This is a genomic window from Paenarthrobacter sp. MSM-2-10-13, from assembly GCF_011605365.1.
GTDB lineage: Bacteria > Actinomycetota > Actinomycetes > Actinomycetales > Micrococcaceae > Arthrobacter.
Map to the genome: position 1 here is coordinate 140,829 of NZ_JAAOXO010000011.1, position 19,052 is coordinate 159,880.

At 62.4% G+C, this 19,052-nt stretch carries 17 protein-coding genes and 1 rRNA gene; 17 read left to right on the forward strand and 1 reads right to left on the reverse strand.

Annotated elements, in window-relative coordinates; translation table 11 throughout:
• Window positions 1-7 precede the first annotated feature (7 nt).
• The 5 genes from dacB (at window position 8) to HAV21_RS18470 (ending at window position 5,433) form a co-directional block, all read left to right on the forward strand.
• Entirely contained in the window at window positions 8-1,453 is a 1,446-nt protein-coding gene (gene dacB / locus HAV21_RS18450; protein WP_166842708.1) for a D-alanyl-D-alanine carboxypeptidase/D-alanyl-D-alanine-endopeptidase, read from the forward strand.
• A 60-nt stretch (window positions 1,454-1,513) separates the two neighbouring features.
• Window positions 1,514-2,635 (forward strand): zinc-dependent metalloprotease, encoded by a 1,122-nt coding sequence (locus HAV21_RS18455; RefSeq protein ID WP_166842709.1) that lies wholly within the window; start codon window positions 1,514-1,516, stop codon window positions 2,633-2,635.
• Between the two features lie 113 nt (window positions 2,636-2,748).
• Window positions 2,749-3,819, forward strand: coding sequence for a tRNA lysidine(34) synthetase TilS (gene tilS / locus HAV21_RS18460; protein WP_166842710.1), 1,071 nt, complete (start codon window positions 2,749-2,751; stop codon window positions 3,817-3,819).
• 31 nt (window positions 3,820-3,850) lie between these two features.
• A complete protein-coding gene (gene hpt, locus HAV21_RS18465; protein ID WP_011772910.1) occupies window positions 3,851-4,402 on the forward strand; it encodes a hypoxanthine phosphoribosyltransferase in 552 nt (183 codons plus the stop codon).
• Between the two features lie 203 nt (window positions 4,403-4,605).
• Window positions 4,606-5,433: a hypothetical protein gene (locus HAV21_RS18470; protein ID WP_142937191.1), complete on the forward strand. Its 828-nt coding sequence runs from the start codon at window positions 4,606-4,608 to the stop codon at window positions 5,431-5,433.
• Window positions 5,434-5,446: 13 nt separating this feature from the next.
• Here the strand turns inward: HAV21_RS18470 and HAV21_RS18475 are convergent, their stop codons facing one another.
• Window positions 5,447-6,424 (reverse strand): type IV toxin-antitoxin system AbiEi family antitoxin domain-containing protein, encoded by a 978-nt coding sequence (locus HAV21_RS18475; RefSeq protein WP_166842694.1) that lies wholly within the window; start codon window positions 6,422-6,424, stop codon window positions 5,447-5,449.
• 539 nt (window positions 6,425-6,963) lie between these two features.
• Here HAV21_RS18475 and ftsH point away from each other — a divergent pair.
• The 12 genes from ftsH to HAV21_RS18535 all read left to right on the forward strand — a co-directional run.
• Complete coding sequence (gene ftsH, locus HAV21_RS18480; RefSeq protein ID WP_166842695.1) at window positions 6,964-9,033, forward strand: ATP-dependent zinc metalloprotease FtsH; 2,070 nt, start codon at window positions 6,964-6,966, stop codon at window positions 9,031-9,033.
• Between the two features lie 9 nt (window positions 9,034-9,042).
• Window positions 9,043-9,678 (forward strand): GTP cyclohydrolase I FolE, encoded by a 636-nt coding sequence (gene folE / locus HAV21_RS18485; RefSeq protein WP_026005412.1) that lies wholly within the window; start codon window positions 9,043-9,045, stop codon window positions 9,676-9,678.
• 5 nt (window positions 9,679-9,683) lie between these two features.
• Window positions 9,684-10,589, forward strand: coding sequence for a dihydropteroate synthase (folP, locus tag HAV21_RS18490; RefSeq protein ID WP_166842696.1), 906 nt, complete (start codon window positions 9,684-9,686; stop codon window positions 10,587-10,589).
• Between the two features lie 12 nt (window positions 10,590-10,601).
• Window positions 10,602-10,961 carry a dihydroneopterin aldolase gene (gene folB, locus HAV21_RS18495; protein WP_142937187.1) on the forward strand — a complete coding sequence of 120 codons (360 nt, stop codon included), beginning with the start codon at window positions 10,602-10,604 and terminating at the stop codon, window positions 10,959-10,961.
• Window positions 10,958-11,503, forward strand: coding sequence for a 2-amino-4-hydroxy-6-hydroxymethyldihydropteridine diphosphokinase (gene folK, locus HAV21_RS18500; RefSeq protein ID WP_142937186.1), 546 nt, complete (start codon window positions 10,958-10,960; stop codon window positions 11,501-11,503). The genes folB and folK overlap by 4 nt, the downstream gene beginning before the upstream one ends.
• Window positions 11,500-12,021 carry a DUF3180 domain-containing protein gene (locus HAV21_RS18505; protein ID WP_142937185.1) on the forward strand — a complete coding sequence of 174 codons (522 nt, stop codon included), beginning with the start codon at window positions 11,500-11,502 and terminating at the stop codon, window positions 12,019-12,021. The genes folK and HAV21_RS18505 overlap by 4 nt, the downstream gene beginning before the upstream one ends.
• A complete protein-coding gene (locus tag HAV21_RS18510) occupies window positions 12,002-12,514 on the forward strand; it encodes a PH domain-containing protein (protein WP_166842697.1) in 513 nt (170 codons plus the stop codon). Before HAV21_RS18505 ends, HAV21_RS18510 begins: the two co-directional genes overlap by 20 nt.
• Window positions 12,511-14,079: a PH domain-containing protein gene (locus HAV21_RS18515; protein ID WP_166842698.1), complete on the forward strand. Its 1,569-nt coding sequence runs from the start codon at window positions 12,511-12,513 to the stop codon at window positions 14,077-14,079. Before HAV21_RS18510 ends, HAV21_RS18515 begins: the two co-directional genes overlap by 4 nt.
• The gene (locus HAV21_RS18520; protein ID WP_166842699.1) at window positions 14,072-14,980 is read left to right on the forward strand and encodes a DUF2520 domain-containing protein; all 909 of its coding nucleotides are present in this window, start codon (window positions 14,072-14,074) and stop codon (window positions 14,978-14,980) included. The genes HAV21_RS18515 and HAV21_RS18520 overlap by 8 nt, the downstream gene beginning before the upstream one ends.
• A gap of 5 nt (window positions 14,981-14,985) precedes the next feature.
• Window positions 14,986-15,888, forward strand: a complete 903-nt coding sequence (gene panC, locus HAV21_RS18525; RefSeq protein WP_166842700.1) for a pantoate--beta-alanine ligase — start codon at window positions 14,986-14,988, stop codon at window positions 15,886-15,888.
• A gap of 106 nt (window positions 15,889-15,994) precedes the next feature.
• Entirely contained in the window at window positions 15,995-17,512 is a 1,518-nt protein-coding gene (locus HAV21_RS18530; protein ID WP_166842701.1) for a DHA2 family efflux MFS transporter permease subunit, read from the forward strand.
• A gap of 962 nt (window positions 17,513-18,474) precedes the next feature.
• A 16S ribosomal RNA gene (locus HAV21_RS18535) occupies window positions 18,475-19,052 on the forward strand; the annotation flags it as partial.

A 19,052-nucleotide genomic window follows, 5' to 3' on the forward strand; every position in this document is an offset into this window, starting at 1 on the left:
TTCCATGATGGGCGTTAAAAACGGGGGTGCCCGCAAGCGGGATACGCCGGTGTGGGGGCGCTTTGCATGGCCGCTGCTACTGACCACAGTTTTGTTGTGCCTTGGCGCCGTAGTGGTGGTGGGGATGTTTCCGGGCCTGTTCACTGTCCAGAAGCCCGTGCCTGCAGTTCCCGCCTGGCATAAGGTGCCGGACCGTCTGTCCGATGTCAACAGTGTGCTTCCCTTGGATGCGAAGGCTCCTATTCCTGTGCCTGCCCAGGTGGCAAAACTCCTCAACGCCACCCTCACACCGGATGGTGCCGGCAGCATCAGCGGCGTGGTGATGGACGCCTCCACGGGCCAAGTCCTTTTTGATCGCGACGCCAACGCCAACCGCATCCCGGCCTCGAACATGAAGCTGCTGACCGCCGTCGCCGCGCTAACGGCGCTGGGCCCAGAGTCCCGGTTCACCACCCGCGTGCTCGCATCCGACAATCCCTCAACAGTGGTGCTGACCGGGGGAGGGGATGTGCTGCTGGGTTCCGGCGCCTCCGAACCCTCAGCCGTTCTTGGCCGTGCCGGCCTGGCATCGTTGGCTGCGGACACGGCCGCCGCTCTGACTTCGGCCGGTGTGAACGGACCGATTACCGTACAAGTTGACGACTCACTCTTCAGCGGCGCGCCCCTTAATCCCGCCTGGAGCCTGGACGACGTCGCTGCCGGCGAAACCGCGCCCCTGTTTTCCTTGGCGTTGAACTCCGGCCGCTATAACCCTGAGGTTTTGACCGGTCCCCGGCCCCAGGATTCGGCCATCACCACCGCCCAGGCGTTCGCCGAGCAGTTGGCGGCCGCGGGCGTCCCGGTGAGTCCCGGCGTCGAACGCGGCAAAGGCCTCCCCGCCAAGGTGTTGGCTGCTGCTGAGTCGGCCACCGTCAGCGAGCAAGTGGACCTCATGCTCGAGTCTTCGGACAACTTCCTCGCCGAAGCGTTGGGGCGCATGACCGCTTTGGCGTCCGGCCAGGCAGGGGCGTACGACGGCGCCACTGCGGCCGTGCGGCAAAGGCTGGGGGAGCTGGGAATCGCCACGGATTCGATGCAGTTGGCCGACGTTTCCGGCCTGGCCTTGGAGAATCAGGTCACCGCCCACCAGTTCGCCGAGGTTGTCCGTGCCATCACCAGCGGACCTGACCCTGCCTTACGGACAGCGCTCGATGGATTTCCGGTAGCCGGACTCACCGGAACCCTGGATAACAGGTATGTGGACGCCGGCACGTCCGAGGGCGCCGGGCTGGTACGCGCTAAGACCGGGACGTTGAATACCGTGCTCGCGTTGAGCGGTTACGTTGTGGACGCTGATGGCCGGCTGCTGGTGTTTTCGTTCATCGGCAATGGGCTGGATCCCGGTGCCGCGGGCAACAAGGTGGCCTTGGACCGCTCTGCGTCGGTGCTTGCCGCGTGCGGCTGCCAAGGCTGAATCCTCAGCGCGGAGCGAACTTAAGGCTCACTGTCAGAGACGTGTGGTGTGATGGACCGTATGGTGTCATCTGCCCGCGATTCGTCAGCAGGGGCCCCGGCCCTGATCAATTGGGACCTGGCCGCCTCTACGGCTGCCCGGCTTGCCCCTCCAGGTCCGGAGCTTAGCGCCGGGGAAATCGGCAAGGCCGTGGATAATCTGCGCTTCAACGCGGATATCTCCGTCCCGCACGTGCACGACATCACCGGCTTGGATGCCGCGAAGGACCTGCGCGATTCGCACGTCCTGGTGGTGGACAGGGCCTCATGGTCCAAGGCCAACACGCAAAGTTTCTCAGTGATGCTCCAGCCGGCCCTGGAGAAGATGCTGGAGAGCCGCAACGGGGTGGCAATGACCCCGGCTGCGACTGCTGCCAGCGGCGCCATCACCGGCACCCAACTCGGTGCCGTGCTGGCGTTTCTCTCCAGTAAAGTCCTCGGCCAGTACGACCCTTTTGCTGCGCTGGCCCCGGATTCGAACGTTCCCCCGGGCGGCCGACTCTTGCTGGTGGCACCCAACATCATCTCCGTGGAGCGCGAACTCAACGTCCACCCGGACGACTTCCGTCTCTGGGTTTGCCTGCATGAACAGACCCACCGGGTCCAGTTCGCGGCTGCGCCTTGGCTCCGGCACCACATGCTGGACGAGATCGAGAAGCTCAGCGGCAATCTACTGGGCAACATGGATACGTTGGTTGAACGCGCCGGCGCTGTGGCCAAGTCACTGCGCGACCGTAACCCTTCCGAGAAGACGCCGGGCCGTGGCGCCATCCTGGATCTCCTCCAGAACCCGGAGGAAAAGGCGTCCCTCTCCCACATCACGGCTGTCATGAGCTTGCTCGAAGGTCACGCCAATGTGGTCATGGACGCCGTGGATTCGAGCATCGTCCCCTCCGTGAGGACCATCCGCCAGCGCTTCAACGAACGGGGCAAGGACCGTGGCGTGGTGGAGAAGTTCATCCGCAACCTCCTCGGCCTGGACGCCAAGATGCGCCAGTACACCGATGGCGCCAAGTTCGTCCGCGAAGTAGTTGCCGTGGCCGGCATGGAGGGCTTCAACCGGGTGTGGGAGTCCGCCGAGTACCTCCCCACCGAAGAAGAGATCCACAACTCCAAGCTGTGGCTTGAGCGGATGGGACTTTGAGCGTTCCTGTTGGTTCTGGTGGTTCCGCCAGCGGGTCCGCTGCGGGCGCTGTAGCTAAGGGTCGACGTCGGCCCGGGCGTTTGGCGCCTGTCGTCGGCAAGGCCCGGAAGCAATTGCAGAACGCCCTGTCCTCCGCCGGCTATCCCTCACGTGTGCTTGTAGCCTGCAGCGGAGGCCCGGATTCATTGGCTTTGGCAGCAGTTGCCGCCTACTTTGCCAGACGAGGCCATGTAGACGGGCATCCAGTGTCCGTGGCGGGCGTAGTGGTGGATCATCAACTGCAGGCCGGCTCCGCGGAGGTGGCTGCCCGTACCGCTACTGTGCTGCGCGAGCTGGGGCTTTCTCCGGTCGAAGTGCGGACCGTGGAAGTCGCCGCCACTGGTTTTGGACCGGAAGCCGCAGCCCGGGACGCCCGTCATGCTGCGTTGGAGTCTGCCGCATCCCGGCTGGACTGTGATGCGATCCTGCTGGGTCACACCTTGGACGATCAGGCCGAACAGGTACTTCTGGGCTTGGCCCGTGGGTCCGGAACACGATCCCTGGCTGGCATGAGGCCCGCACGGGGACGCCTGCTCCGGCCCTTCTTAGGCCTCCGCCGTGAGGAGACGCTGGAAATTTGCCGGGTGGAGGAGCTCTCCCCCTGGCACGACCCCAGTAATTCCGATCCCGCCTTTGCCCGCTCCAGGACGCGTGTTGAAGTGATGCCGGTTCTGGAAGAGAAACTCGGCCCGGGTGTTGCAGAATCGCTGGCCCGGACCGCGGCAATCCTGCAGCAGGACGCGGACTTTCTTGAAAAGCTGGCCCACGAGACCTATCTCTCACTTGTGCAGCGCGTGGATGACGGCGCGTGGTTGCCTGAAGACGCCGTTCGTGAGCTGCCCGCAGCGCTCAGGTTCCGTGTCATCGCGAAGGCGGCGGCCGACGTCGGCGGTCAACAACCCGGCTACGGGCGCCTCCAAGCTGCGGAAGCACTGCTTCGCAGGCAAGGCTCGGCAGGGCCCGTGGAACTGCCCGGCCACGTCAGTGTGTACCGCCTGTCCCTCAGCGATCTGGAGCAGGAAGGACCTGTTTCCGCGGGTGCTTTGTCCGCGTTTTCGGCGGGCGCTGCGGCTGACGGCGTTCCCCGACTAGCCCCCCGCTGTGGGAAGCTAGTATTCCGGCATCAGAAATCGTCCCAACAGTAGCCGCACCCGAGCATCAAAACAGGAGCCATTGGTGGATTCAAACGACGTCCAGGCAGATCTCAAGCACGTTCTTTACACCAAAGAGCAGATCCAAACGCGTATCGCGGAACTCGCGGCGCAGATCGACAAAGACTACGAAGGCCGCGACATCCTTATTGTCGGTGTCCTCAAGGGTGCTGTCATGGTCATGGCTGACCTCGCACGTGCGCTGCACAGCCACGTCAGCATGGACTGGATGGCTGTCTCGTCCTACGGTTCGGGCACCCAGTCCTCCGGTGTAGTCCGGATTCTCAAGGACCTCGACACCGACCTTATGGGCAAGGACGTGCTCATTGTTGAGGACATCATTGACTCCGGCCTGACCTTGTCCTGGCTCAAGTCCAACCTTGAATCCCGTGGCACGGCCAGCGTCGAGATCTGCACAGCTTTCCGCAAGCCGACCGCCGCCAAGGTGGAAATCGACGTGAAGTACGTTGGCTACGACATCCCCAACGAATTCGTCGTAGGTTACGGCCTCGACTACGCCGAGAAGTACCGCAACCTGGACTTCGTGGGCACCCTGGCCCCGCACGTTTACGAGTAAGCCCTTCCGCTTAGCCCGTTAGCCCTGTTTGTCCTGTTTTGTCCCGCCGCGCCCTTTCCCGCCGTCTGCACCCGTAACTTCTGGTGCGTTTGGCGGGTGTGGGTGCGGCGTTGGCGCTTAAGGGGTGCGCCCGGCGGGCGCGGGTGCGGTCATAGGGGACCCGAAGCCTGACGCCGCAACGGCTCCTCGCGCTAAACTGGACCATGACCGGTGCTCCCGCCCGTCTCTTGACGTGGCTCGCCGTCATGGCGACTCTCCTCACGGCCTGCACTCCTGCGGTCGATCTCACTGAGACCGATGCCGGACAGCCCATCGCGTCCTCTTCCGCCATGCCGACTACGGGTGACCTCCAGGCGGTCCCGTCAACGAGCGCCACACAGACCCCTGTGGCACCGCAACCCGCACCGCCGCCACCGCCGCCCGCTGTTCCTCAGGCTTTCGCTTTGAATCTCTACCAAGAGGGGGACTTTGTCCCGCAGTACACCTTTGACTGGTGTGTTGCGGCGAGCATCCAAATGGCACACAACCTCGTCGATGACACCGGCGGCGGAACGTGGGCAACCTCCGCACAGCAAAGCGAGCTGTGGGAGATGGCCCGTGCACGGTCATCGAATTCATTCAACGGGGCCAACCCGCGGGGCTGGGCGCAGGTCTTGACCGAGGTTGGAATGGGCCCATATGCGGTGGTCAGCATTGCCACCTACGAGGACACGCTGCAGACGGCGGCGCGTGCAATAGCCGAAACCGGGCGGCCTGTAGGGCTCGTCATGTGGAGCGGTCGGCATGCCTGGGTAATGAGTGGCTTTGAATCCATGGGTGATCCCACGCAATTCGCGGAGTTCCAAGTGACGGGGATTCGTGTCTTGGATCCGCTCTATCCCCATGGCAGTGGGCAGTGGGGCCCTTCTCCGGAGCCCAATAGTCTGCTTACTCCGGAGCAGCTTGCCACACAGTTCGTGGTCCGTGAGCCCCGGCGCTGGAGCTCAGACCTGCCCACTGGTTACTTGCTGGTGCTCCCGGTCGCGGCCTGATTCAACCGGACTCTCAGGCCGCCCGCAGGGAGCGCAGGCCGCCGTCGTTCAGAATGCGTGCGAATGCTCGCGGGTTCATCATCTCGGACCAGTCCCAGCGAACCACAGTGAGGCCTAATGCCCGCAGCCCATTTTCGCGGGCCTTCTCAGCCATGATTGCCTGCTGGATGGTCTGGTTTCCCCGCAACTCGTGTCTCAAATATTTTCCGTGCCCATCGAATTCCCCCACAAGACCGAGTTCAGGCCACCAGAAATCGGTTCTGGCGGTTCGCCCGTTCCCCAACGTAAAAGAGCCCTGAAGGCTAGGCATGGGGAAGTTGAGCAAGATCATTTGGGCTCGACTCATGGATTCCCCCACCGATTCGGGCTTTTCCGAGGAGAGATCCAGAACCGATTGGGCACGTCGCTGCCTTGAGACGCTGGTGAGAGCGGAGGCAGCTTCAACCAGTTCGTCCATTGGCGCCGGCGGACCCCATGCCTTGTCCTTGTTCCAATCGTCGGCCGTAAAGGCGTCGCCCCACCTTTGGTTTCGGCGGCTGGAGTCCACGAGGGCCAAGGCTTCGGCAAAGTTCAGGGCAGCTGCCAGCTCCACTGTGGTGCGGACCTTGTCTGTGACTTTGAAGCCGCCCAGTTGGGTTACCCCAGTGTCGAGAGGTCCCAGGCTTCTCCTAATTCCGTGCTTTGACCTGCCACCCGTTGGGTCGCCTGTGACGGTGCATAAGCTCCGCGGCACACCCACTACGCCGAGGCCCCAGAGGAGCGCTGCCGTCTGCAAGTTGAAGAGGGGCGCCGTATTGGTCGTATTGACCAGCGCAGCGGCTTGGAGGCCGTGCCGCTGACGCTCGTTCAATTCCGCCCAATAGGCAGCGCGAATATAGGCTCCGCGTCGAATCCGAACGAGCTCGCCACGTTTGGCCTGCTTCGCGAGCTGGCGCGCGTCCTGTCCAATGCGTGTCGCATCTGAAGCAAGTATGAGTTCCGGAATGACCATAGGTTCCACGCTTCCTGTTCTTCTGCGAAGGCGAAAGCACCCGTCCGAGGTATGTGGAAAGCCGAGCTATGTGGAAAACGGCATCGAGACCACTCGGACGAGACCCAAAATGGCGCACACCAACGTGGCCCAGTTGTTCGCAAGCTCCTCCCAAGCCGGCACCCTCTTCCGCCGGGCGCGCCTGTTCTTCAACAAGTGCGCACCCTTTTCCGCCGTTCGCTCCAGAGGTTACGGGTGCGGATGGCGTGAACGGGTGCGCGGGCGGTGGGGGTGGTGGGAGCCGGATGCGGAAGGGGTGCGGATGGCGTGAACGAGTACGCAGCAAGGCGACGCCGCACCCGCACCCAACGAGAGTGCATAACCCCTGTTCCAGCGCACCCAACGCGAGTATCCTGTGTACGCCCAGAGGGAACTTTTGGACTTTCCGATGCGTGAGTTACTGGGAACGGTGTATAGCTAGAAACTGAAGCAGCACCACTCGCGCGCAGAAGTTGCGCCTCGCCGCACTACCAGGAGGGACGGGGCAAAACCCCGATCAGATGAAAGCTAAGAGTTTCTTCAAGGGCCCGGGCATCTGGATTGTTGTCGTCGTTGGCTTGCTCCTGGTGGCATTCGCAACGCTGGCTCCGGGCGGTTCCACGCGCATTGACACCAAGGAAGGCCTCGAACTCCTTTCCCAAAGCGGGAAGGTTGAGCAGGCCAAGATTTTCGACGCCGAGAACCGCGTTGACCTGGTGCTCAAGGACAACCTGAACCTGGACGGCCAAGATAAGGGCAAGAACGTTCAGTTCTTCTACGTCACAGATCGCGGTCCGGATGTGGTTAAGGCTGTCACCAACGCCAACCCGGACAAGGGCTTCACGGACCAGCCGGTGGAGAACAACTGGTTCTCCGGCCTGTTCTCCCTGCTCATCCCTGTGCTGCTGCTGGGTGTCCTGTTCTGGTTCCTGCTTTCCCGCATGCAGGGCGGCGGCTCCAAGGTGATGCAGTTCGGCAAGTCCAAGGCCAAGTTGGTCAATAAGGACATGCCGCAGGTGACCTTCTCTGACGTCGCGGGTGCGGACGAAGCCGTGGAAGAGCTCCAGGAAATCAAGGAGTTCCTCCAGGAACCGGCCAAGTTCCAGGCCGTGGGTGCAAAGATCCCCAAGGGTGTGCTGCTCTACGGCCCTCCGGGTACTGGTAAGACGCTGCTGGCCCGCGCTGTAGCTGGCGAGGCCGGCGTTCCTTTCTTCTCCATCTCCGGCTCGGACTTCGTGGAAATGTTTGTCGGCGTTGGTGCTTCGCGTGTTCGCGACCTTTTTGAACAGGCCAAAGCGAGTTCCCCGGCCATCATCTTCGTTGACGAAATCGACGCCGTTGGACGTCACCGTGGTGCCGGCATTGGCGGCGGCAACGATGAGCGTGAACAGACCTTGAACCAGCTCCTCGTTGAGATGGACGGCTTCGACGTCAAGACCAACGTCATCCTTATCGCTGCCACCAACCGCCCCGACGTCCTGGACCCTGCGCTCCTGCGCCCGGGTCGTTTCGATCGGCAGATCACCGTGGAAGCCCCGGACATGATCGGCCGCGAACAGATCCTCAACGTCCACGCCAAGGGCAAGCCCATGGCACAGGGCATCGACCTCAAGGCCGTGGCCAAGAAGACACCGGGCTACACCGGCGCCGATCTTGCCAACGTGCTGAACGAGGCTGCCCTGCTGACGGCGCGTTCAAACGCCAACCTGATTGACGACCGCGCGCTGGACGAGGCGATCGACCGCGTCATGGCGGGCCCGCAGAAGCGCAGCCGGGTCATGAAGGAACTCGAGCGCAAGATCACTGCGTACCACGAAGGCGGTCACGCCCTTGTTGCTGCCGCACTGCGTAATTCTGCCCCGGTCACCAAGATCACCATCCTTCCCCGTGGCCGTGCTCTCGGGTACACCATGGTGATACCTGAGGATGACAAGTACTCGGTCACCCGCAACGAGCTGCTGGACCAGATGGCCTACGCCATGGGCGGCCGTGTTGCTGAGGAAATCGTGTTCCACGACCCCTCAACAGGTGCATCCAACGACATCGAAAAGGCCACCGCCACGGCCCGGAAGATGGTCACCCAGTACGGCATGAGCGAACGCGTGGGTGCCGTGAAGCTGGGCCAGGGCGGCGGTGAGCCGTTCCTGGGCCGCGACGCCGCGCAGGAGCGTAACTTCTCCGACCAGATCGCCTATGTTGTGGACGAGGAAGTGCGTCGCTTGATCGACCAGGCACATGACGAGGCTTACGCCATCCTCACTGAGAACCGCGACGTCCTGGACCGGTTGGCCTTGGAGTTGCTGGAGCGCGAAACCCTGAACCAGCAGGAAATCGCTGACATCTTCCACGACATCCGGAAGCGCGATTTCCGCGAGATCTGGCTGTCCAAGGAATCCCGTCCGGTGCAGTCGATTCCTCCGGTGGAGAGCCGCGCCGAGAAGGCTGAACGCGAAGCCCAGGAAGAGGCCAAGCAGGCCCGATTGGATGAGCCTTTGGACGTCGTGGCACCGCATGCCCAGGGAGTCAGCAGCCAGGAGTCGTTCCAGTCCCCGCAGCCCGACGGCGGCAACGACCACCCGCATCACGGCTAAGCTTCTGCTGTGACTCATTTCGACGACGACGACGACCTCGCCGCCGCCCACGGTTCCGCCGCGGGCTCCAAGCACGGACACAAAGTGGACCGTCCGCGCATTGAAGCGGCTGTCCGTGAGATCCTGCTGGCTATTGGTGAAGACCCTGACCGCGGAGGACTCCTGGACACGCCTAAGCGCGTAGCCAAGGCTTACGCTGAGGTCTTCGCAGGTCTGCACCAGCACCCTGCGGATGTCCTCTCCACCACTTTTGACCTGGACCATGAAGAGCTTGTTTTGGTCAAGGACATTCCCTTCTACTCGACGTGCGAGCATCACTTGGTGCCGTTCCACGGAGTGGCACATGTTGGTTACATTCCGTCACATGACGGCAAGGTGACCGGCCTGAGCAAGTTGGCACGACTGGTGGATATTTATGCGCGGCGGCCCCAGGTGCAGGAACGCCTCACTACGCAGATCGTCGAGGCGCTGGTGAAGCACCTCAATCCGCGCGGCGCGATTGTCGTCGTCGAATGTGAACACATGTGCATGTCCATGCGCGGCATTCGCAAGCCCGGCGCGAAGACCGTCACCAGTGCGGTGCGCGGTCAACTCCATGACCCGGCCACCCGCGCCGAGGCCATGAGCCTCATACTCGGAAGGTAAGCACTATGGACTCCCTCGCTGCAGCACCCGGAACCGGCCCGGCCACAAGCCCTCTGCCGATTCTCCGCAAACCGCGACCCGCGGCCAGGTTCGAGGACCTGCCAACGGACCGCACGCTCGTTATGGGAATCCTCAACGTCACCCCGGATTCCTTCAGCGACGGCGGTACTCACCGGACGCCGGACACTGCCATCGCACTCGGCCTGCGCATGTTTTATGCAGGTGCGGACATCATCGACGTCGGTGGCGAATCCACCCGCTCGGGTGCTGAACCGGTTTCCCCTGAAGAAGAACAGCGCCGCGTCATTCCCGTGATCCAGGCGCTGGTCAAGGCCGGTGCGCTGGTCAGCATTGACACCATGCACACGTCCACCGCGGCTGCTGCCATTGAGGCGGGTGCGGCCATCATCAATGATGTCTCCGGCTTGACCATTGAACCGGACATGCCCGAGCTCGTGGCCCGGACCAAGGTTCCGTACATCCTGACGCACCGCCGGGGCGACGCCCTGACCATGGACAGCCTCACGGACTACAAGAACGTGACGGAGGACGTGGTGGCTGAGCTCAGCGGCGTCCGCGACAAGCTGTACGCCGCGGGTGTTGCGCCGGAGCAGATCATCATCGATCCCGGCGTCGGTTTCTCCAAGAATGAGGACCAAAACTGGGAAATCCTGAAGAACCTGGACCAGCTTTTCTCACTGGGTCACAAGGTGATGGTGGCTGCTTCCCGTAAGCGGTTCCTCGGCTCGCTTCTCACAGTGGCGGGTAAGTCCGCTGCACCCTTGGAACGCGATGCGGCTACCGCTGCCATCACCGCTTTGAGCGCCACGAAGGGTGCTTGGGCTGTCCGGGTTCACGACGTCGGCCCGAGCCTTGACGCCGTCAAGGTCGCCGCCCGCATTTCCCGCTGATTGGATACCGCTGTGGACAGGATCACGCTGACCGGCGTCACCGCCGTCGGTTATCACGGGGTGTTCGATTTCGAACGCCGTGACGGCCAGCCTTTTGTGGTGGACGCCGTGCTTTACACGGACTTCACCAAGGCAGCTGAGACGGATGATCTGCAGTACACAGCCCACTACGGCGAAGTGGCTGAGCTGATTACCAAGCACATTGAGGGCGAGCCTTTGAACCTCATAGAGGGCCTGGCTGTGAGGATTGCCGAGGGCATCCTCGAGAACTACAGTGTTGCCGCCGTTGATGTCACGGTTCACAAGCCCAAGGCGCCCATCGAGGTACCGTTCGGCGACGTTACTGTTAGCGTCCACCGGGAGCGATCATGACGTCCGGCTATACCAAGGCCATCCTGGCCCTTGGCAGCAATCTGGGGGAGCGTAACGACACCTTGTCCACTGCCGTCGCGGATCTGGTGGATCCGCCGGAGGTGCGTCTGTTGGGTGTCTCGCCGGTGGTGCAGACCAAGGCCGTCGGTGGTCCGGAGGGCCAGCCTGATTTCCTGAACATGGTCATGGCGGTGGAGACCACGCTGACACCCCTGGAACTCTTGAAGCACTGCCATGCAGTGGAGCAAAAGCATCACCGTACCCGCGAGGTGCGATGGGGTCCCAGGACCCTGGATGTGGACGTGATCGTATTCGGTGACGTCGCCAGCGAGGACCCCGTTCTGACGATTCCGCATCCGCGGGCAGCGGAGCGCGCTTTCGTGCTGTACCCATGGTCCCTGCTGGATCCGCACGCCACACTGAATGGCAGGAGCGTGGCTGAACTGGCCGCCGTCGCCGCCGACATGCCGGACATTCGGCGCTTCGACGGTTTTGGTGACGTAGCCGGTGTGCCGGCCGCCGGAGCAGTGGAGCAGCCATGAAAGCAATGCGCCCCGTGGTTCTGATGCTCATCGCTGTGATCGCTGCCGTGATTGGTTGGTTGGCTACGGTGGCTACCAACCGTTTCAGCATGCCAACCCCTGTGCTGCCCGTTTCCGCGCTCATCACCATGGCGGTCATCGCCGGGCTGACGCTGGTCATGGGTATCAGAGTATTGCGTTGGCGTAACGGTAAGAAGAAAAACCTGCTTGATCCGATCCTCGCGGCCAGGACGCTGATTCTGGCTCAAGCCTGCGCCTACGCGGGGACTCTGCTCCTGGGTTGGCATGCGGGAATCGCCACGGACCTTCTCCGTATTGGTGGCTTGCGTGGCGGCGAGGGAATTCTGTGGAATGCCCTTTTGATGGGCGGCGGCGGCGTAGTGATGGTTGTGGTTGGTCTGGTGGTGGAGCGGTTCTGCCGCATCCCGCCGGAGGACCTGGAAGGTGGGACCGCCGGACCGGAAACCCGTCGAGGCGAAACTAAAGGTGAAGGCGAGTATGCATACCGAGGCGATTGATCCTCCCGGCGTCCAGTGGCTGCGGGTATCCCCAAAGTACGTCACCGTTCGCTTAGTGGAGTGGGCTATCGGCAACGTTGTGATGCTGGTAATCCTCAGCCTGCCTCTCGTTTTCGTGTTGCTCGGCTGGTGGCGGTGGCCGCCTCTGTGGCTGGCGATCACGGTTCCCGCGGTAGTGCTGGTGTTGGCCTTGTGGAGGCTGGTGCTGATTCCGCGCCAAGTTCGCGCAATCGGGTACGCCGAGCGCGACGACGACCTCCTTATCCGCCGCGGTATTTTCTTCCAGCGAACCATGGTGGTCCCTTACGGCCGGATGCAATATGTGGACGTTGCGGTTGGGCCCGTTGAACGCAGCCTGGGGTTGTGCACGCTCAAACTTCACACGGCCTCTGCGGGAACCAATGCGCAGTTGCCTGGGCTTCCGGCGGTAGAAGGGGCACGCTTGCGCGAGCAGCTTTCGGCTCGCGGAGAAGCCAGGTTGGCCGGGCTGTGAGCCTGGAAAACAACGCCACTGAGAGCCTGCCGGGCAAGCCGGAAACAACGGTCGACGGCGACTGGAACCGCGTCCACCCTGCGTCACCGTTCGTTCGCGGCTGGGTGGCGCTTGCCGCCGTCGGGTTCTTCTTTGGTCGTGACGCTTTCGAGCGAATGCTGCAGGGCCGGGATTTCGTGGATCCGAACCTCAGCGGCCGGGCGCCGTGGCTGCTGGCCGGGGGCGCCGTCGTGTTGCTGTTGACGGTTGGCGGGTTCATTCTCAGCTGGTACTTCACGCGCTACCAAGTGGCGGAGGGGTATGTCCGTGTCAACACCGGCTTCCTGTTCAAGCAGCAACGGCAGGCCCGTTTGGATCGCGTTCAGGCGATCGACATTGTGCAGCCGCTTTTGGCGCGGATCTTCGGGCTCGCTGAACTGAAGTTTGAAGTGGCCGACGCCGGTGAATCGGCCGTGCGGCTCGCTTACCTCCCGCTGGACCAAGCTAAGCAGCTGCGTGCCACCATTCTTGCGCGGGCGGCAGGTGTAGTCAGCGGACCGGAAACCGCAGCGGAAGTCCCGGAAGCTCCAGAGCATGTTGTGTTGTCGGTGCCGCCGTCCCGGCTTATTGGTTCCCTGCTGCTCAGCGAGCAGACTGTCGGCATTTTGTTTGGGGCCGCAGTTGTTGTCACAACGTCTGTGTTGTTTGACAACAACGCTATTTTCCTGGCGCTCATCCCCGGCATCCTGGGTATCGCTGCGTCTTACTGGAGCTCCTTCAACAAGGGCTACAACTTCACCGCCGCGATTTCCCCGGACGGCATCCGCCTCCGGTACGGGCTTCTTGATACGCAGGCGCAGACTCTTCCGCCCGGGCGGATCCAGGCGCTCATGGTGGCGCAGCCGCCCCTGTGGAGAATCTTTGGCTGGTACCGGATTCACGTCAACGTGGCGGGTTACGGCCTGGCGGCCAGTACTGATGGCGCCCGAACGATGTTGCTTCCCGTCGGACTGAAGCCGGAGGTGTTGCGGATGATGTCTTTGGTGTTGCCTGATCCTGGAGTTGAGGATCCGGAACGGCTTTTCACCGCGGGACTTGATGGGCTTGGGCCGGTTCAACCCAACACCGCCACGAGTGACGGCTTCACCACCACTCCCCGCCGCGCAAGGTTGTTGGCCCCGCTTGGCTGGCGGCGCAACGGTTTCCTTGCCACCAAGACTGCGTTGCTGATCCGTTCCGGCCGCTGGTGGCACACGCTTGTGATGGTTCCGCATCAACGGACACAATCCATGGCACTGCACCAGGGCCCGTGGGCGAGGCGATTCCGCGTGGCCGATCTTGTCCTCCACACCACGGCAGGGCCGGTTTCCCCGCGGGTGTTCCAAGCCGACGTGGAGCAGGCAGTGGAGCTTTTCGATCAGCAGGCTGCCCGGGCCCGGGAGGCACGGAAGCGGCAAACCAGCGAACAATGGCTGGCGCAGGTGGCACCGCAAGCCCCGGAGCTCGCAGCCACACTAACGGAACAACCCGCCCAGCCCGCACCACCCCAGACTTCACCGCAACAGGAGGACCGCCACGATGGCTAGGCCAGGACGACTCGGTGTCGGGATCATCGGCGCTGGCAAGGTGGGTGCCGTGTTGGGTGCCGCTTTGCGCGCGGCCGAGCACGCCGTCGTCGGGGTTTCTGCTGTCTCCGAGGCGAGCCGCGAGCGTGCGGATAACCTGCTTCCCGGCGTTCCGGTCCTGGAAATCCAGGACATCGTGGAACGCTCGGAGCTCGTTTTGCTGGCCGTCCCGGACGATGCCCTCGGCGAGTTGGTGGCGGGGTTGGCCAAGCTCGGAGCGTGGCAGCCCGGGCAACTGGTGGCGCATACGTCGGGCCGGTTCGGCGTCGGAATCCTCAACCCGGTCCGGGCAGCGGGTGCGATTCCGCTGGCGCTTCACCCGGCCATGACCTTCACCGGCATGAGCCTGGACCTAACCCGTCTCATGGATTGCACGTTTGGTGTCACGGCGGATGCTGCCATGCTGCCGATCGCCCAGGCACTGGTAGTGGAGATGGGCGCGGAACCCGTGGCCATTGCTGAGGCCGATCGCACGCTCTATCACGCATCACTCGCGCATAGCTCGAACCATATGGTCACGCTGGTGGCGCAGGCATCGCAAATGCTGCGGGAGATCGGCGTCGAAACCCCGGAGGCCATGCTTGGTCCGCTGCTGCGTGCGACTCTCGAGAACGCCCTCGCGTCCGGCGAATCTGCGCTGACCGGTCCTGTTGCGCGAGGGGATGTGGGTACCGTTTCCGCGCACGCCCAGGCATTGAAAGAGTACGACGGCGGTGCAGGCGGCGACGTCCTTGAGGCCTACCGGGCCATGGCCCGGGCGACTGCGCGCAGGGCAGGAAACCGCGGGCTGCTGCGTCCCGAACAACTGATTGAGATTGACGAGGCCTTGGGCGCCGAACCCAAGGCACCGGAAGGAAACTGAACAGCATGGCCATCAAACTCGTGACCACGGCGGCGGAATTACGGGCCGAGAGTGCCCGGCTCCTGACTCTCAAAGGTGGAAATTCGCAAGGACTTGTTCCCACCATGGGTGCTTTGCATTCGGGCCATGCCGCGCTGGCCCGGACCGCTGCGGCGGAGAACGACGTGGTGGTGGCCACCATCTTCGTGAACCCCTTGCAGTTCGGCGATGCCGTGGACCTTGACCGCTACCCGCGCACCCTCGACGCTGACATGGCCTTGCTTGATGCCGAAGGCGTGGACTTGGTGTTCGCGCCGTCCGTGGACGAGGTGTATCCCGGCGGCCAGCCCTTGGTGCGGGTGACATCCGGTCCGTTGGGTGAAAAGTGGGAAGGCGCCTCCCGCCCGGGACATTTCGACGGCGCCCTCACCGTGGTGGCCAAGCTGTTGCACTACGGACTCCCCGGAGGTGCTGCGGCTGACGGCACGACGGCGGCCTACCGGGCCTATTTTGGCCAGAAGGACGCACAACAGTTGGCTTTGGTGAAGCGCATGGTCTCGGACCTGAACTTCCCGGTAGAGATTGTGCCCGTGCCCATCGTTCGCAGTGAGGACGGTTTGGCGCTCTCCAGCCGCAATAGGTTCCTGTCCGACGAAGAGCGTGAAGCAGCGCTGGTGTTGTCGCGGGCTTTGCGCCTCATTGAGTCCCGCGCGAACGCGCATGAACCGCTTGACCTCGATTCCGCCGTCGCGCTTGTTGAATCGCAGCCGCTGGTGGAACTGGACTATTTCGACGTCGTGGATCCCACTACACTGGAGCCGCTCGCAGAGAACTGCAAGGAGACTCCCTTCCGCGGTGAGGGATTGGCGATCATTGCCGCCAAAGTGGGGCCGGTGCGGCTCATCGACAATGCCCCTTTGTTCTCCTAGCGTTAGGAATTTTTCTACTGACGGGAATTGGATGGGAGTTTAGACTGTTCTAGTCTTCACCGGCATAGATCGCCGGACACCAAATCCAAACCCTTGGGGAATCCTCATGTCTACCGACGTCACGTCCGACGCCAACGGCAAGCCTAGTTCGGGCGCTTCCGGCTCCGTCACCTCCACCGAGGCGGCGCCCCCGGTAGTGCCGACGGCCCAGGCTCCCGGGTCCCAGGCCCCGGTGTCCGGGAAGATGTCACGCGAATCCGTGACGGTCATTGTCACGCTGTTGGTGGCAACCTTCGTGGTGATCCTCAACGAGACCATCATGAACGTCGCCCTGCAGCGCCTCATGACGGACCTCCAGGTGAGCGCGTCCACTGTGCAGTGGCTGGCCACGGGCTTCATGCTGACCATGGCAGTCGTCATCCCCACCACGGGTTTCATCCTGCAGCGGATGAGTACGCGCGGGGCTTTCATGCTGGCCATGGGGCTGTTCAGCGGTGGAACGTTGCTGGCCGCACTGGCACCGGGATTCCTGGTGTTGCTGCTGGCGCGCATAGTACAAGCAGGTGGCACTGCCATCATGCTGCCGCTGCTGATGACCACCATCCTCACGCTGGTTCCGATGTCCAAACGCGGTGCCGTGATGGGCAACGTCAGCATTGCCATCTCGGTGGCACCCGCCATGGGACCAACCGTTTCAGGCATCATCCTGGACCACTTCTCCTGGCGCTTCATGTTCGTGTTCGTGCTGCCGGTTGCCCTGGCTGCGTTTGCGATCGGCGCCAAGTACCTCACCAATGTGGGCGAACGGGAGAAGACCACGCTGGACGTGCCTTCTGTCATCCTTACCGTCCCTGCCTTTGGTGGGCTGGTTTACGGTTTGAGCCAGATCGGTGGAGCCGAGGCTGGCGTTGTTCCCGTCATCGCGCTGGTAGTAGGCGTCCTCTGCCTTGCACTGTTTGTCTCCCGGCAGCTCAAGCTCCAGAAGTCCGACGCCCCGCTCTTGGACCTTCGCGCTTTCAAGTTCCGGATGTTCACGGTGTCCACGCTGCTGATGGTCGTCGCCATGATGGCCCTGTTCGGCGGGGTCATCCTGTTGCCGCTGTACCTCCAGAACACGCTTCACCTTCAGCCTTTGGAGACCGGACTGGCTCTGCTGCCGGGTGGTTTGGCCATGGGCCTGTTGGGTCCGGTCATCGGGCGGATCTTCGACAAAGTTGGTCCCCTGCCGCTGACTGTCACAGGCTCGGTGCTGATGGTCCTGACTCTCTGGCAGTTCTCGCGTCTGGATGAGGCAAGTTCCCTTGGCTGGGTTATTGCCCTGCACGTCACACTGAGCCTTGGCCTCGCCTTGCTCTTTACGCCGGCCTTCACCACAGGCCTGAACCCACTGCCGCCGCACCTCTACTCCCATGGTTCAGCGATTATCAGCACGGCCCAGCAGGTTGCGGGTGCTGCCGGCACTGCGCTGCTGGTGTCCATTTACGCCGTGGTTTCTGCATCCTCCGGGTTGGTGGCGGGCATGCAGGCGGCATTCCTGGCCGCGACCGTTATCGCGGTGGCGGCTGTGGTCCTTGGCGCCATGATGCGCAAGACGGAAGGCGCCGGAGGCCACGGCGGCCACTAAGCCTCCGTTTGGCCCCTCCGACGCTCTCTCACATCCCTCGAGTTTGAGCGGGACGCTCTCTCACATCCCTCGGGTTTTGGCCCAACGCTCTCTCACTTCGGTGGGGGAGCGTTGTTGTTTAAGGGTTGGGTGTCGGGCGGCTGGTTGTGGGGTTCGATGGCGCTGGTGCGTGGCGGTTGGAGCGGCGGGTGGGGTTGGAGCGGTGGGTGTGGTTGGTGGCGGTCATCCTCTGTGCGCTCGGTCGTTCCTCCCTTGGACGCGCGCTGCCGGATAACCGCCGCCACCCTCCGACGCTCTCTCACTTATTTGCCGTTTTTGGGCGTCGCTCTCTCAGGTTTTGCGGGTTGGGTGGGTGTTCGACGGCGGGTGGTTGTGGTGTGTTCGACGGGGGTGCTTGGGTTTTGGCGTTTTGGTTGGCGTGGTTGGGGGGTGTGATGGGCTTCACGGGAGGTTTCTGTTGGGGTTGGGGGGTGTTTTGGGGGTGGTTTGGGGTTGTTTTCTTTGTGTTGGCGGGTTTTTTGGGTGGTGTTGGGGTGGATTTGGTGTGGGGGTTGGGCGCGTGTAAAGTTATTCGAGTCGCCGCCGCTGATGCGGAAAGATAGCGACCGACTCCCTTTCAAATTACCGGTTCCGGTTGTGCTTTTGTGCGCTTCTGGTTGGTGTGGGAGGCCCGGATTCTGGTTTGCTTTGTGCGGCTGGTTCGGGTAAGTTTGAAAAGTTGCTCCGGAGCGATCCAGTTGAGGCTGGTGGTACTGCTTTGGAATAGTGACCTGTTGTTTGAGAACTCAATAGTGTGCCAAGTTTGTTGATACCGATTGTTTTATTGATTGGTTGAAATTATGGCTGGATCATTGCGCACCCCCGTGTGTGGTGGTCTGGTTTTCAGCTGGTTTCGAATTTTGTGCAGCCGCGTTTACCGTTATTTCCGGTGGGTGTGGTTGTGTCTGTTTGATTTGTTTTTTTCAACGGAGAGTTTGATCCTGGCTCAGGATGAACGCTGGCGGCGTGCTTAACACATGCAAGTCGAACGATGATCCCAGCTTGCTGGGGGATTAGTGGCGAACGGGTGAGTAACACGTGAGTAACCTGCCCTTGACTCTGGGATAAGCCTGGGAAACTGGGTCTAATACCGGATACGACCATTCCACGCATGTGGTGGTGGTGGAAAGCTTTTGTGGTTTTGGATGGACTCGCGGCCTATCAGCTTGTTGGTGGGGTAATGGCCTACCAAGGCGACGACGGGTAGCCGGCCTGAGAGGGTGACCGGCCACACTGGGACTGAGACACGGCCCAGACTCCTACGGGAGGCAGCAGTGGGGAATATTGCACAATGGGCGCAAGCCTGATGCAGCGACGCCGCGTGAGGGATGACGGCCTTCGGGTTGTAAACCTCTTTCAGTAGGGAAGAAGCGAAAGTGACGGTACCTGCAGAAGAAGCGCCGGCTAACTACGTGCCAGCAGCCGCGGTAATACGTAGGGCGCAAGCGTTATCCGGAATTATTGGGCGTAAAGAGCTCGTAGGCGGTTTGTCGCGTCTGCT